The organism is Paractinoplanes aksuensis (assembly GCF_024137025.1).
Classification (GTDB): Bacteria; Actinomycetota; Actinomycetes; order Mycobacteriales; family Micromonosporaceae; genus Actinoplanes; species Actinoplanes aksuensis.
In genome coordinates, this window is record NZ_JAMYJR010000003.1 from 361,644 (window position 1) to 373,787 (window position 12,144).

At 71.8% G+C, this 12,144-nt stretch carries 15 protein-coding genes; 7 read left to right on the plus strand and 8 right to left on the minus strand.

Translation table 11 applies throughout. The features are described from left to right. Nucleotides 1-8: 8 nt before the first annotated feature. Together M1L60_RS06045 and M1L60_RS06050 are read right to left on the minus strand one after the other, a co-directional pair. The gene (locus M1L60_RS06045; RefSeq protein ID WP_253236276.1) at nucleotides 9-470 is read right to left on the minus strand and encodes a VOC family protein; all 462 of its coding nucleotides are present in this window, start codon (nucleotides 468-470) and stop codon (nucleotides 9-11) included. Next, nucleotides 467-985 (minus strand): DinB family protein, encoded by a 519-nt coding sequence (locus M1L60_RS06050; RefSeq protein WP_253236277.1) that lies wholly within the window; start codon nucleotides 983-985, stop codon nucleotides 467-469. Before M1L60_RS06050 ends, M1L60_RS06045 begins: the two co-directional genes overlap by 4 nt. A 62-nt stretch (nucleotides 986-1,047) precedes the next feature. Here M1L60_RS06050 and M1L60_RS06055 point away from each other — a divergent pair, with 62 nt between their 5' ends. After that, nucleotides 1,048-1,977, plus strand: a complete 930-nt coding sequence (locus M1L60_RS06055; RefSeq protein ID WP_253236278.1) for a helix-turn-helix transcriptional regulator — start codon at nucleotides 1,048-1,050, stop codon at nucleotides 1,975-1,977. Here M1L60_RS06055 and M1L60_RS06060 read toward each other — a convergent pair. Beyond that, nucleotides 1,972-2,514, minus strand: a complete 543-nt coding sequence (locus M1L60_RS06060) for a hypothetical protein (protein WP_253236279.1) — start codon at nucleotides 2,512-2,514, stop codon at nucleotides 1,972-1,974. The two genes, M1L60_RS06055 and M1L60_RS06060, sit on opposite strands and share 6 nt — an antisense overlap. Before the next feature lie 42 nt (nucleotides 2,515-2,556). Here M1L60_RS06060 and M1L60_RS06065 point away from each other — a divergent pair, with 42 nt between their 5' ends. Continuing rightward, nucleotides 2,557-3,303, plus strand: coding sequence for a PIG-L deacetylase family protein (locus tag M1L60_RS06065; protein WP_253236280.1), 747 nt, complete (start codon nucleotides 2,557-2,559; stop codon nucleotides 3,301-3,303). Here M1L60_RS06065 and M1L60_RS06070 read toward each other — a convergent pair. Next, the gene (locus M1L60_RS06070; protein ID WP_253236281.1) at nucleotides 3,297-3,914 is read right to left on the minus strand and encodes a cupin domain-containing protein; all 618 of its coding nucleotides are present in this window, start codon (nucleotides 3,912-3,914) and stop codon (nucleotides 3,297-3,299) included. The two genes, M1L60_RS06065 and M1L60_RS06070, sit on opposite strands and share 7 nt — an antisense overlap. Nucleotides 3,915-3,983: 69 nt before the next feature. After that, complete coding sequence (locus M1L60_RS06075) at nucleotides 3,984-4,577, minus strand: hypothetical protein (protein WP_253236282.1); 594 nt, start codon at nucleotides 4,575-4,577, stop codon at nucleotides 3,984-3,986. Nucleotides 4,578-4,681: 104 nt separating this feature from the next. On the opposite strand from M1L60_RS06075, the gene M1L60_RS06080 reads away from it, so the two are divergent. Both M1L60_RS06080 and M1L60_RS06085 read left to right on the plus strand, forming a co-directional pair. Continuing rightward, a complete protein-coding gene (locus M1L60_RS06080; protein WP_253236283.1) occupies nucleotides 4,682-5,011 on the plus strand; it encodes an ArsR/SmtB family transcription factor in 330 nt (109 codons plus the stop codon). Then, the gene (locus tag M1L60_RS06085) at nucleotides 5,011-5,688 is read left to right on the plus strand and encodes a cation efflux transmembrane domain-containing protein (protein WP_438862075.1); all 678 of its coding nucleotides are present in this window, start codon (nucleotides 5,011-5,013) and stop codon (nucleotides 5,686-5,688) included. The genes M1L60_RS06080 and M1L60_RS06085 overlap by 1 nt, the downstream gene beginning before the upstream one ends. A gap of 9 nt (nucleotides 5,689-5,697) precedes the next feature. On the opposite strand, the gene M1L60_RS06090 is transcribed toward M1L60_RS06085, so the two are convergent. After that, nucleotides 5,698-6,144: a MarR family winged helix-turn-helix transcriptional regulator gene (locus M1L60_RS06090; protein WP_253236284.1), complete on the minus strand. Its 447-nt coding sequence runs from the start codon at nucleotides 6,142-6,144 to the stop codon at nucleotides 5,698-5,700. Nucleotides 6,145-6,290: 146 nt separating this feature from the next. Here M1L60_RS06090 and M1L60_RS06095 point away from each other — a divergent pair, with 146 nt between their 5' ends. After that, nucleotides 6,291-6,509 carry a hypothetical protein gene (locus M1L60_RS06095; RefSeq protein ID WP_253236285.1) on the plus strand — a complete coding sequence of 73 codons (219 nt, stop codon included), beginning with the start codon at nucleotides 6,291-6,293 and terminating at the stop codon, nucleotides 6,507-6,509. A 37-nt stretch (nucleotides 6,510-6,546) separates the two neighbouring features. Here M1L60_RS06095 and M1L60_RS06100 read toward each other — a convergent pair whose 3' ends face one another. Next, nucleotides 6,547-7,233, minus strand: a complete 687-nt coding sequence (locus M1L60_RS06100; protein WP_253236286.1) for a response regulator — start codon at nucleotides 7,231-7,233, stop codon at nucleotides 6,547-6,549. Then, nucleotides 7,230-8,843 carry a sensor histidine kinase gene (locus M1L60_RS06105; RefSeq protein ID WP_253236287.1) on the minus strand — a complete coding sequence of 538 codons (1,614 nt, stop codon included), beginning with the start codon at nucleotides 8,841-8,843 and terminating at the stop codon, nucleotides 7,230-7,232. Before M1L60_RS06105 ends, M1L60_RS06100 begins: the two co-directional genes overlap by 4 nt. A gap of 80 nt (nucleotides 8,844-8,923) precedes the next feature. On the opposite strand from M1L60_RS06105, the gene M1L60_RS06110 reads away from it, so the two are divergent. Both M1L60_RS06110 and M1L60_RS06115 read left to right on the plus strand, forming a co-directional pair. Next, nucleotides 8,924-10,291: a cation:dicarboxylate symporter family transporter gene (locus tag M1L60_RS06110; RefSeq protein ID WP_253236288.1), complete on the plus strand. Its 1,368-nt coding sequence runs from the start codon at nucleotides 8,924-8,926 to the stop codon at nucleotides 10,289-10,291. A gap of 94 nt (nucleotides 10,292-10,385) precedes the next feature. Continuing rightward, nucleotides 10,386-12,140: a serine/threonine-protein kinase gene (locus tag M1L60_RS06115; protein WP_253236289.1), complete on the plus strand. Its 1,755-nt coding sequence runs from the start codon at nucleotides 10,386-10,388 to the stop codon at nucleotides 12,138-12,140. Nucleotides 12,141-12,144: the final 4 nt, after the last annotated feature.

The window sequence follows — 12,144 nt, forward strand, 5'->3', positions numbered from 1 at the left end:
CCGCTCGCTCAGTCCAGGCAGAACTCGTTGCCCTCGGGGTCCTGCATCACGATGAAGCCGTGGCTCATCGGGGGCGCGGGCTCGGAGCGGCTGACCCGTCGGCCGCCCAGCGCGACCAGCCGGTCGCATTCGGCCTCGAGGGCGGCCATCCGCTCGGCACCCTCGAGGCCGGGGGCGTTGCGCACGTCCAGGTGCACGCGGTTCTTGGCCACCTTGTCCTCGGGCACCTGCTGGAAGAAGATGCGCGGGCCCTTGCCCTCCGGGTCCTCGATGGCCGAGGCCTGGTTGCGGGCCTCGGGCGGCACACCCCGCTGCTCGAGGAAGACCTCCCAGGCCGCCAGCGGGTCCTGACCCGGCTCGAGGGTCACGCCGGGCGGGCCGGGGTGCACGTAACCCAGCACGTCCCGCCAGAACGTCGACAGTTTCGCCGGGTCGAGGGCGTCGAAGGTGACTTGGATCGGACGGCTCATCGGCCGGCTCCTCTCACGTACAGGTCGCGCAGCAGGGCGACCTCGGACAGATGATGAATCAGTTCGCGGTTGATGTGCAGCACCAATGCGGCCATCGGCAGGTCGGGGTACGGCTCTTTGTCGCCGCACGGTTCGGTCAAGCCCTCGATACCCAGGCCGCGTACGCCGTCCACCCACACGGCCAACTGCTCGTCGAGCTGCGTCCGGGCGTCGGCGGCGGTCCGGGCCCACGGCCATTTCTCGTACGAGGCCGGCGGCGCCCCGAAGTGGGCCGTGTTGCGCATCGCGAGCACCCCCACGATGACGTGCCCCAACCGCCAGGCGATGGTGGTGAACGGGGCCGGCGTGGGCGGCGGATAGGCCCAGTCGATCCCGCCGGGGCCGATGGTCCACGGGTCCGGCACGGGCGACCAGAAGTACTCGTCGTCGGTCAGTCCGTCGAGCCGTGCCCGCACCTGGTGGTCCCAGTGCCAGGTCCACTGTTCGAGCAGCGTCTCGTTCCAGTTGACGTCCATGCGCCCACCCTGACACGGAACGAGGACAGGTTCGGTCCGCTATCTCTGAAAGACTGGGAACCATGGACGACCGGGGTACGACCGAGCGTGTGCTGGCCCTGCTCGGTCTGCTCCAGCAGCGCCGGGTCTGGACCGGGCCCGAGCTGGCCGACCGGCTCGGCGTCACCACCCGCACGGTGCGGCGCGATGTCGAGCGGCTGCGCACCCTCGGCTACCCGGTGCACGCGGGACAGGGCGTCAACGGTGGATACCAGCTCGGCGCGGGTCAGGCCCTGCCGCCGCTGCTGCTCGACGACGAGGAGGCCATCGCCACCGCCGTCGCGCTGCTGGCCGGGGCCGAGGGCGGGGACGCCGCGCTGAGCGCCCTGACCAAGCTCGACCGGGTGCTGCCGGCCCGGCTCCGGCCCGAGGTGCAGGCGCTGGCCGGGTCGGTGGAGTCGTTCGGCGGCGGCCGCCCGGTCGTCGCCTCCGAGGTGCTGATGACCCTGGCCCGGGCCTGCCGCGACGAGGTCGAGGCCGAGTTCGGCTACAAGGACGAGCGGCGCCGGGTCGAGCCGTACCGGCTGGTCGCCTCGGACCGGCGGTGGTACCTGCTCGCGTACGACCTGGGCCGCGACGACTGGCGCACCTTCCGGCTCGACCGGATGAGCGAGGTCGCGGCCCGCACCTGGCGCTTCCGCCCTCGCGAGGCGCCCGACGCGGCCGCGTACGTGCAGGAAAGCATTGCCAGCCGGGTCTACCGGCACCAGGCCCGGTTCCTCGTCCGGGCCCCCTTCGCGACCGTACGCGCCCAGATCCCCGCCTCGGCCGGGCTCGTGCGGCCCGCCGAGGGCGGCAGCGAGGTGGTCAGCGGGGCGGACAACCTCGACTTCGTCCTGCTGCACATGACCCTGCTCGGCCACGACTTCGAAGTGCTCGACCCGCCCGAGCTGCGGGACCGCTGCGCGGTGCTGGCCACCCGCCTGACCCGGGCCGGGCTCACCAGCTCATGACGACCGCGCTCGCCTCGTCCCGGACGTCCGGGTCCGGGTGCCGCCGCAGCGAGCGCAGCTGGTCCCGCCACTCGACCGGCCACCCGTAGCGGTAGCCGCCGGCCAGGGCAGACAGGCACTCCAGGTGCGGGTCACGGCCTCGGCCGGGCGGACCCAGGCTCGGGCCAGCTCGGTGCGGGCCTCCCGCTCGCGGACGGCGTGCGGCAACGCCTCCATCGTGCGCGGGTAGCGGTTGCGGTCGCCCGGGCCGAGCCCGTCGTGCACCAGATCGTGGAACGCGCCCCGGCGGCTCGGGGGCAGAGCCTTCAACAGATCCGCGTACGTGTCACTCGGGCGCAGCCGTCGGCCGAGCGGCCCGAGGTCGGTGTCGGGCAGGTTGATCAGACGGCGCAGCGGCGCCCAGGAGAGCCGCTGCGCGCGTAGCCAGTCCGCCCGGTGCTCGGCGGCGAGCAGGGCGGCCACCCGGCGCGGGACGTGGGCGATCCGCACCGCGTACGGGAAAGGGTCGAGAGCAGCGAGGTTCAGCGCGCCTCCCATTCTGGTCAGTCGATCAAGTCCTTTCCGGCGCATGATGGGGCGATGACCGATGACGTTCAGTGGCAGCCCGTCGACGAGGACTGGCAACGGGGTCTGGCGATCGTGGCTCATCCCGACGATCTGGAATTCGGTGCCGCGGCCGCCGTGGCCCGCTGGACCGCGCAGGGCAAGGACATCGTGTACGTGTTGCTGACCAGCGGCGAGGCCGGCATCGACGCCATGGACCCGGACGAGGCGGGCCCGGTGCGCGAGGTCGAGCAGCGCGCCTCGGCGGCGATCGTGGGCGTGGAACAGGTCGAGTTCCTGGGCCTGCCCGACGGCGTGATCGAGGCCGGCGTGACCCTGCGCAGCGTCCTGGCCCGGGTGATCCGGGTCCACCGGCCCGAGATCGTGATCACCAACAACTTCCGCGACAGCTGGGATCCCGACGGCGCCGCGCTCAACATGGCCGACCACATCGCCACCGGGAAGTCCGTGCTGGACGCGGTGCGCGACGCGGCCAACCGGTGGGTGTTCCGCGACCAGATCGACGAGGGCCTGGAGAAGTGGGGCGGCGTCCGGCAGGTCTGGGCGGCCGGCTCCCCGCGGGCCCGGCACGGCGTGGACACGACCGCCACGTTCGAGCTGGGCGTGCGCTCACTCGAGGCGCACGCGGCCTATCTGCGCGGACTGGGCAGCGGCGACTTCGACGCCGAGGAGTTCCTCGAGGGGTTCTCGCGGCAGAGCGGGGCCCGGCTCGGCACGAAGTACGCGACCGGGTTCGAGGTGTTCCACTTCGACCTCTACTGAGCGGGGTAGGTCAGCTCCAGCACGAAGTATTCGCCCGGGCCGGTGAGCGTCAGCGGGCCGCCCGAGTGGTACGACACGTCGCCGTCCCGTTCGAGGGCGGCGATGACGTGCGGCCGGTCGGTCAGGTCGAGCTTGCCCCCGCCCGCGACCGTCCACACCTTGACGTGCGGGTGGTCGATCACCGGCCGGCGGCCGTCGGCCCGGTCGGGGCCCGGCCGCGCGCCCTCGACGCTGCGGTCGCCGGGGCCGATGTCGGCCGGGGAGGGGAGGTTCTCGCCCAGGTCTTTCAGCTCGACCAGCCGGTTCTGATAGAAGCGGTCGCCGATGTTGGTGAGCCGGTGCACGGGCGAGAGCGGCCGGTAGACCGAGCCGCCGCGGTACTCGTCGAGGAAGCGCGGCTCGCTGCCGTCCAGCCAGTCCATCCGCGCCTTCGACCCGGCCAGGCTCAACACGACGTACGGGTTGTGGTGAAGATGCCAGGGGTGGGTCTCCCCGGCCGGCAACGACACGTCCCACACCCGGACGACGGGGTTGTCGAGCAACACCGTCTGACCGACGTCGTCGAGGACAACTGCTTCACCGGCGGGCGAGTGCACGATCTGACCCTTCACGGCCCATACCCCACCATCCGGCCCGGTCGATGTCAAAACGGATCAGCGGCTGGGTCGCCGCCGTCGAACTCAGAGCTCGTCGCAGGTGTTGCGGACGTCGACGACGAGCTGGTTGACGCGGGTGATGTCGAACGAGACGACGGCCTGCTGCACCTGCTGGGCCTGGGTGGCGAGGACGCGGTACTCGGCGTCGCGCTTGCCGGCGGCCTGGGCCAGCGCGATCGCGCCGCCGAGTTGGTAGGTGTTCTCCTCGGTGATGGTCTCTTGCTTCCAGTCGTCCGGGACGCGCTCGAAGACCCCGCAGGCGGCCGCGGCGTCCTCGGCGGCTTCGCTCCCGCTGTTGGCGCCGACGAACGAGCTGGCCGCCCAGAGGATCCCGACGACCAGGGCGCCGATGACTGCGCCGGCCCCGGCCGCGATCAGCCACGGCCGTGCCGGGCGGTTGCTGCTCTCGACCTGCGGTTCGCCGGCCGGGCCCACCTGGAACGGGTCGCCCACGATGGGCGGCGGCGTCACCGGGAATTCGCCTGTCGGCGCCGGGCCCGCCGAGAAAGTACTGCCAGTCGGCGTCGGGCCGGGGCGGAACGGCGAGTCGTCGGCCGCGTCCGGCCCGGGCGGGGGCGTCGGGTGCTGGGGCGGCTCGGGCGGCTGCGGCGTCGTCATGGCGGAAGAATCCCACATCGCCGGGATCCTGATCGCTCCGGCGTCGAAATCCGATTCGATGATCCAGATTTCGCTGAATACAGCGTCGGCTGTACTGTCGCGATATGGAGACGGTTGCCCACGGGCAGGTTCTCGCCCGCTTCGGCCATGCCCTGTCCGATCCGACCCGGGCCCGGCTGCTGCTGGCGTTGCGTGACGCGCCCGGCTATCCGGCCGAGCTGGCCGACCTGCTCGGCGTCACCCGGCAGAACCTGTCCAACCATCTCGCCTGCCTGCGCGGCTGCGGTCTGGTCGTCGCCGTGCCCGAGGGGCGCCGCACCCGCTACGAGCTGGCCGACGGCCGCCTGCGGCACGCCCTCGGTGACCTGCTCGGCCTGGTCCTCGCGGTCGACCCGACGGCCTGCCCCGACAGCGAGACCGAGGGCTGCTGCTGATGGTTCTGGAACTCGGTCCCGGTCCGTCGCGGCGGGCCGTGCTGACCAGCCGGATCCGGCTGCTCGTCGGCATCACGATCGCGTACAACGTCGTCGAAGCGGTCGTGGCGATCACGGCGGGCACCGTGGCCGACTCGACGGCGTTGATCGGCTTCGGGCTCGACTCGGTCATCGAGGTCTCGTCGGCGGCGGCGGTCGCCTGGCAGTTCAGCAGCCACGATCCCGAGGCGCGGGAGAAGGTCGCGCTGCGCGTCATCGCCGTCTCGTTCTTCGCCCTGGCCGCTTATGTCAGCTTCGAAGCCGTACGCACCCTGGTGATCGGAGCCGAGGCCGAGCACTCGACGGTGGGGTTGATCCTGGCCGCGGTCTCTCTGGCGGTCATGCCGGGCCTCTCCTATGTGCAGCGCCGTGCCGGGCGTGAGCTGGGCTCGCGCACCGCGGTCGCCGATTCCCAACAGACGCTGCTCTGCACCTATCTGTCGGCGGTGCTGCTGGTCGGGCTCGCGCTCAACAGCCTGTTCGGCTGGAGCTGGGCCGACCCGATCGCCGCCCTGGTCATCGCCGCGGTAGCCGTCAAGGAGGGCCGCGAGGCCTGGCGGGGCGACGCCTGCTGCGCCCCGACGATCCCCACCGGGAACAACAGCGCCTGCGCCGACGGTTGTTGCGCGGGCGACTGAGCCGGAGAATCAGGGGCGCTCGAGGGCGCCGTTGAGCAGGTGGTCGAGGGCCGCGCTGAGGGCGGCGTGCTCGGCGGGCGGCAGGCCGGCGGCCAGCTCCTCGTCGAGCTGCGCGGCGACCTCGGTCGCCGCGGCGAGCAGGTGCAGGCCCGTGTCGGTCAGGCGGAGGCTCTGCCGGCGGCGGTCGGCCGGATCCCGTACGCGCTGAACGGCCCCTCGCTCCTCGAGATGGTCGGCCAGCAGCACGATCAGGCTGGGCGCCACCCCCAGCAGCCCGGCCAGTTCCATCTGCGACTCGGCGCCCCGCAACCGCAGCACGCACAGCAGCGCCACATGCTTCGGCTTGAGGTCGAGATCGGCCAGCCGCGAGGCGTACAGCGCGTCCTGGGCGACCCCGAGCAGCCCCAGCCGGAACGACACCGTCCCCATCGGAGTGACCGCCCTGTCGATTGCCATGAGTTCACGATAACCACGCGCAATCATTCACGGCCTGCACGACCGGGGCGCGGAGTGAGACGTGCATGACCCCGGGCCTTCTACGGGCGAAATTGTCACAGGCAGGGGGCAGTCTGAGGAGGACCAGGACGAAGAAGGGAAGAGCCATGACTGGTACGACTCCACTGGGCGCCGTCATCCGCGGCCTCGTCGCCGGCGCGGTCGGCACCCTCGCCATGGACACACTGCTCTACTGGCGCTACCGGCGTGGCGGCGGCAAAGACAGCTTTCGCACGTGGGAGTTCTCGTCGACCGTGCGGACGTGGGACGACGTCTACGGCACCACCACAGCCGCCACGTTCGCCGCCGTCAACTCGCGCAACTGAGAGGTCGGCTCGACGAGCAAGGCGGGACAGGCCGCGTCTAATGCACACGGCGGTATTCGACCTCGGGGCGGCCCGGCCCGCCGTAACGGGGGCTCCGCGCGACGTGCCCGGCCTCGGCCAGGTGTTCCAGGTAGCGCCGCGCGGTGACCCGGGAGGCCCCCATCCGTGCGGCCACCTCGGCTGCGGACAGGCCCGTGGCGTCGGCGGCGGCCCGCAGGACGCCGAGCACCAGGTCGAGTGTGCCCTGGTCGAGCCCCTTGGGCAGCGAGTCGGGGGACGAGCCGCGCAGGGCCGCGAACGCGCGGTCGATCTCGTGCTGGGCCGCGACCTGTTCGACCCCGAGCAGTTGGGCGCGATACCGGGCGTACCCCAGCAGCTTCTCGCGGAAGGTGGCGAACGTGAACGGCTTGAGCAGGTAGTGGGTGACGCCCAGCGAGACGGCCGAGCGCACCACCGCCAGGTCCCGGGCCGACGTCACGACCAGCACGTCGGTGCCGATCCCGGCCGAGCGCAGGGCCCGGGTCAGCTCGAGGCCGTTCATGTCGGGCAGGTTGAGGTCGAGCAGCACCAGGTCGACCGGCGTCGTGCGCAGCGTCGCCATGGCCCGCTGCGCCGTGTGCGCGACGGCCGCCACCTCAAAACCTTCGACCCTTCCCGCATATGCGGCGTGGGCCTCGGCGATGAGCGGCTCGTCCTCGACCACGAGCACCCGGATGGCGCTCATAGCGCCCCCGGCTCCGCGGGAAGCCCCGATCCGGCCGTCGACTCGGGCTTCGGCCGGAGTTCCGCTCCCGGCGCGGGTCGAGGGCGCACCGGCAACCGTACGGTGATCGACGCACCACCGGCCGGCGCCCGCACCACGTCGATGGTGCCGCCATGCCGGTCGGCCACCTGCTTGACCAGGGCCAGGCCCAGCCCGCGCCCTTCCGCCTTGGTCGACCACCCCCGCTGGAACGCGTCGGCCGAGGCCAGCCCCGGGCCCGTGTCGCCCACGCGCACGACGATCTCGCCGCCGGACTCGAGCACCAGCACGGTCACCTCCCTCGGTGGCTCGGTGCCGGCCACCGCCTCCAGCGCGTTGTCGACCAGGTTGCCGACCACGGTGAGCAGATCGCGGCTGGGCAGCGGGGTGCTGTCGAGCCGGGAGGCATCGTCCACCACCAGTTGCACGCCGCGCTCGGCGGCCTGGGCCGACTTGCCCAGCAGCAGGGCGGCCAGCGCCGGTTCGCTGAGCGCGCCCACCACCTGGTCGGTCAGCTGCTGGGCCACCTCGAGCTCGGCCGTGGCCAGCCGCACGGCCTCCTCGGTGCGGCCCAGCTCGACCATGGTCAGCACCGTGTGCAGCCGGTTCGCCGATTCGTGGGCCTGCGACCGCAGCGCCTCGGTCAGGCCGCGCACCGAGTCGAGCTCGCCGGTCAGCGCCCGCAGCTCGGTGTGGTCGCGCAGCGTGAGCACCGTGCCGACGGTCTGCCCCTCCGAGTGGATCACCCGCTGGTTGGCGACCAGGATGCGGTCGCCGGCCAGCACCGGCTCGTCCTCTACGGCCGTCTTCGAGGCCAGCAGCTCGCTGATCTCGGGCGGCAGGTCGCCGTCGCCCAGCAACCGGCGGCCCTCGTCGTTGACCAGCGTCACCCGGCCCGAGCGGTCGGCCACGACCAGGCCCTCGCGCACCGAGTGCAGCACCGCGTCGTGGTATTCGTACATTCTGGTCATCTCGGCCGGTCCGAGCCCGTGTGTCTGGCGGCGCAGACGTCGGCTGAGCAGCCACGACCCGGCCGCCGCGAGCAGCAGGGCCAGCGCCGTCGGGATGGCCACGGCGGGCGTGCGGGCCAGCAGCCGTTGATCGAGCGCGTCGGTGACGATCCCGACCGAGACGAGGGCGATCACCGCGCCGCCGCCGTCGCGCACCGGCACCACCGTGCGCACCGACTCGCCGAGGGTGCCGACGCTGGTCTCGATCACCGTCCCGCCGTCGAGCGCGTCCTGGATGGAGCCGATGAAGGGCCGGCCGATCAGTTCGGGCCGGGTGTGCGTGAACCGGGTGCGGTCCGGCGCCATGATCACGATGAAGTCGGTCTTCGTGGCGTGCCGGACGCTTTCCGTGTACGGCTGCAGGACCTTCGACGGGTCGCTGCCGCGAACCGCCTCGACGACCAGGGGATTGTGGGCGACGGCCTGCGCGATCGCGGTCACCTGGTCGATGGCCGCCTGCTCGGTGTCGTCCCGGGCCAGCAGCACCGCGCCGGCCGTGCCGATCGCGACGAGAGCCGTCACCACCAGCGCCTGCAGCACGAAGAGCTGCCGCGCGATGGTCCACGGTCGTGTTGTCGCCATGTTTCAACCACGATTTCCGGCAGTAAACAGAATGAACGCAATGTCGCCCCAGCTGTGAGACGCAGGACACAGTCTGCTCCATGGAGACCCAGAGCCCCACCCCGCGGGTCAGGCGGGACAGAACGCACTACCTCTACCTGGCGGTCATCGTGGCGGTCGTGGCCGGCATCGTGCTCGGCCTCGTGGTTCCGGATGTCGCCAAGGAGCTCAAGCCGATCGGCACCGGCTTCGTCAACCTCATCAAGATGATGATCGCCCCGGTCATCTTCTGCACCATCGTGCTCGGCGTCGGCTCGATCCGGAAGGCGGCCCAGGTCGGCAAAGTCGGTGGCCTGGCTCTCGGCTACTTCCTCATCATGTCGACCGTCGCGCTGGCCATCGGCCTGGTCGTCGGCAACATCATCCACCCCGGCGCCGGGCTGCACCTGGACGCGGCCTCGGCCGCGGCCGGTCAGAAGGCGGTCGGCGACACGGCCGGGGAGGGCCTGGCCGACTTCGTGCTCGGCATCATTCCCAACAGCCTGCTCTCCGCGCTGACCGACGGCGAGGTGCTGGAGACGCTGCTCGTGGCGCTGCTGGTCGGCTTCGCGGTGCAGGGCATGGGCCGTCGCGGCGAACCCGTGCTGCGGGCCATCACCACCATTCAGCGCCTGGTCTTCAAGATCCTGGCCATGATCATGTGGCTGGCCCCGATCGGCGCGTTCGGCGCCATCGCGGCGGTGGTCGGCGAGACCGGCGTCGACGCGCTCAAGAGCCTGGCCCAGATCATGATCGCCTTCTACATCACCTGCGCGGCTTTCGTCTTCGTCATCCTGGCCGCGATCCTGTGGGTGTTCGCCCGGATGAACATCTTCTCGCTGCTCAAGTATCTGGGCCGCGAGTTCCTGCTGATCCTGTCGACCTCGTCGTCGGAGTCGGCCCTGCCCCGGCTCATCGCCAAGATGGAACACCTGGGCGTCAGCAAGCCGGTGGTCGGCATCACCGTCCCGACCGGCTACTCCTTCAACCTCGACGGCACGGCCATCTACCTGACGATGGCCTCGCTGTTCATCGCCGAGGCGCTGGACCAGCCGCTGAACATCGGCGAGCAGATCTCGCTGCTGGTGTTCATGGTCATCGCCTCCAAGGGCGCGGCCGGCATCACCGGCGCCGGCCTGGCCACGCTGGCCGGCGGCCTGCAGAGCCACCGCCCGGAACTGGTCGACGGCGTCGGCCTGATCGTCGGCATCGACCGGTTCATGTCCGAGGCCCGGGCGCTGACCAACTTCGCGGGCAACGCGGTGGCCACCGTCCTGGTCGGCACCTGGACCAACGAGATCGACCGCGACAAGACCCGCGCGGTGCTGGCCGGCGACGACCCGTTCGACGAGGCCACCATGCTCGACCGGGACGACGACGAGGACGTTCCCGAGACGCCGGCCGAACCTGCGCCGGCCGGGAAGGCCTGACCCAGCAGGTCTTCCCCGCGGCCCGGCCCTGCGTCCCCCGCAGCAGGCCGGGCCGCTCCCGTTCGGGGTTGTTCGGCTTGAGTAGCATGTCCGGGTGCTGTCCCCGGGAACCATGCTCAACGACCGTTATCGCTTGACCCAGCGGATCGCCGCCGGTGGCATGGGCGAGGTCTGGCGCGGCGAGGACCTGATGCTCCACCGGCCGATCGCCGTCAAGACGATCCTGCCCGCGCTGATGGCCGACCGCGAGTTCATGCAGCGGTTCCGCACCGAGGCCCGCATGATGGCCGCGCTGCGCCACCCCGGCATCGTGCAGGTCTACGACTACGGCGAGAACGCCCAGGTCGGGCCCAACCGCATCGACTACCTGGTGATGGAGTTCATCGAGGGCATCTCGCTGGCCAAGCGCATCGAGCAGGCGGGCCGGCTCGACCCGGGCGAGACGATGACGATCGTGGCCCAGGTCGCCGACGCGTTGCAGGTCGCGCACGAGGCGGGCATCGTGCACCGCGACGTCAAGCCGGCCAACCTGCTGGTCCGCCGCAACGGCGCGATCGTGCTGGTCGACTTCGGGGTCGCCCGCTCCACCGCCGGGGCCGGGCTGACCGGCACCAACGTGGTGCTCGGCTCGGTCAACTACATGGCCCCCGAGCAGGCCGAGGCCAAGCCGATCGGCCCGCGGACCGACGTGTACGCCCTCGGCGCCGTCGCCTACTGCTGCCTCACCGGGCGCCCGCCCTACGTCGGCGACAACCCGCTGCAGGTGATGTCCCAGCTCGTGTACGGCGACCTGCCGACCCTGCCCCCGGACGTGCCGCCGGCCGTGGCCGCCCTGGTGCTGCGCGCCCTGGCCAAGGAGCCGTCGCAGCGCTTCTCGAGCGCGGCCGAGATGGCGACCGTGGCCCGCTCGCCCGGCCGCCCGCCGAACACCCAGGCCACCCGGTTCCAGGGCCCGACCAACACCCAGGCCACCCGTCCGTACGGCCAGCCCGGGCCGGGCACCTCGGGCCGCATGCCCGCCCCGCCCGTCCCGCCGCGGGGTTATCAGAACACCGGCCAGAACACCGGATTCGCCCGGCCCGTGTCGTCCGGCGGCTACCAGGCCGGGCGGGCCTCGGCCGGGGTGCCGCAGAACACCTACGGCGGCGGCTCCTCGGGGCGCTTTCCGGCCGCCGGCGCGGCGGCGATCCCGCTGCCGGGCGCCGGGGTGGCCGACGACGACCGTGGTTCCGGTTCCGGGCCGGGCCGCAAGCGCCCCCGCAACATCGTGCTGGCCTCGGCCATCGCTGCTGTCGTGGTCGGTGTGGGCGGCATCGGGGTGGCCTTCGCGATGTCCGACGGCGGGGGCGACGACCCCTCCTCCAGCGGCGTGATCGCCGGGGACACCAGCCCCTCCGTCAAGCCGACCAAGACCCGCAAGCCGACCTCGAAGCCCCGCACCCAGGAGCCGGCCCCGCAGGAGACCGAGACGACCGAGACCCCGGACCCCACGCCGACCGAGGTCGAGAACACGCTCGAGCCCGAACCCCTCTGCGGCGACGACTTCCAGGTGCTCGACCAGGGCAAGGTGCGCGGCGACGAGGGCGAGGAGGTCGGCCAGGTCTATCTGCTCTCGCTCAACGAGGGCGAGCAGGTCTGCACGGTCACCCTGCGCAAGACCAGCGACGGCAAGAAGATCAACATGTCGGCCTACCTCGAGATCGACGGCCAGCCCCGGGCCGACGACCGCCGTAAGGACGAGTTCTCGGTGGGTGGCGTCCAGGGCGGCCCGGTGGCCGACGGCGCCTGCGTCAAGTGGGGCGGCGTCATCGCCGGCGCCGAGTACGACAGCCGCTACTGCGCCGATTGACCCG

Excerpts from the sequence above, each read along its gene's own strand:
- M1L60_RS06075 (WP_253236282.1), bottom strand. The coding sequence starts at position 4,577 with ATGACGACGCCGCAGCCGCCCGAGCCGCCCCAGCACCCGACGCCCCCG.
- M1L60_RS06090 (WP_253236284.1), bottom strand. The coding sequence starts at position 6,144 with ATGGCAATCGACAGGGCGGTCACTCCGATGGGGACGGTGTCGTTCCGG.
- M1L60_RS06085 (WP_438862075.1), top strand. The coding sequence starts at position 5,011 with ATGGTTCTGGAACTCGGTCCCGGTCCGTCGCGGCGGGCCGTGCTGACC.
- M1L60_RS06055 (WP_253236278.1), top strand. The coding sequence starts at position 1,048 with ATGGACGACCGGGGTACGACCGAGCGTGTGCTGGCCCTGCTCGGTCTG.
- M1L60_RS06045 (WP_253236276.1), bottom strand. The coding sequence starts at position 470 with ATGAGCCGTCCGATCCAAGTCACCTTCGACGCCCTCGACCCGGCGAAA.
- M1L60_RS06065 (WP_253236280.1), top strand. The coding sequence starts at position 2,557 with ATGACCGATGACGTTCAGTGGCAGCCCGTCGACGAGGACTGGCAACGG.
- M1L60_RS06100 (WP_253236286.1), bottom strand. The coding sequence starts at position 7,233 with ATGAGCGCCATCCGGGTGCTCGTGGTCGAGGACGAGCCGCTCATCGCC.
- M1L60_RS06080 (WP_253236283.1), top strand. The coding sequence starts at position 4,682 with ATGGAGACGGTTGCCCACGGGCAGGTTCTCGCCCGCTTCGGCCATGCC.
- M1L60_RS06110 (WP_253236288.1), top strand. The coding sequence starts at position 8,924 with ATGGAGACCCAGAGCCCCACCCCGCGGGTCAGGCGGGACAGAACGCAC.
- M1L60_RS06060 (WP_253236279.1), bottom strand. The coding sequence starts at position 2,514 with ATGGGAGGCGCGCTGAACCTCGCTGCTCTCGACCCTTTCCCGTACGCG.
- M1L60_RS06105 (WP_253236287.1), bottom strand. The coding sequence starts at position 8,843 with ATGGCGACAACACGACCGTGGACCATCGCGCGGCAGCTCTTCGTGCTG.
- M1L60_RS06095 (WP_253236285.1), top strand. The coding sequence starts at position 6,291 with ATGACTGGTACGACTCCACTGGGCGCCGTCATCCGCGGCCTCGTCGCC.
- M1L60_RS06050 (WP_253236277.1), bottom strand. The coding sequence starts at position 985 with ATGGACGTCAACTGGAACGAGACGCTGCTCGAACAGTGGACCTGGCAC.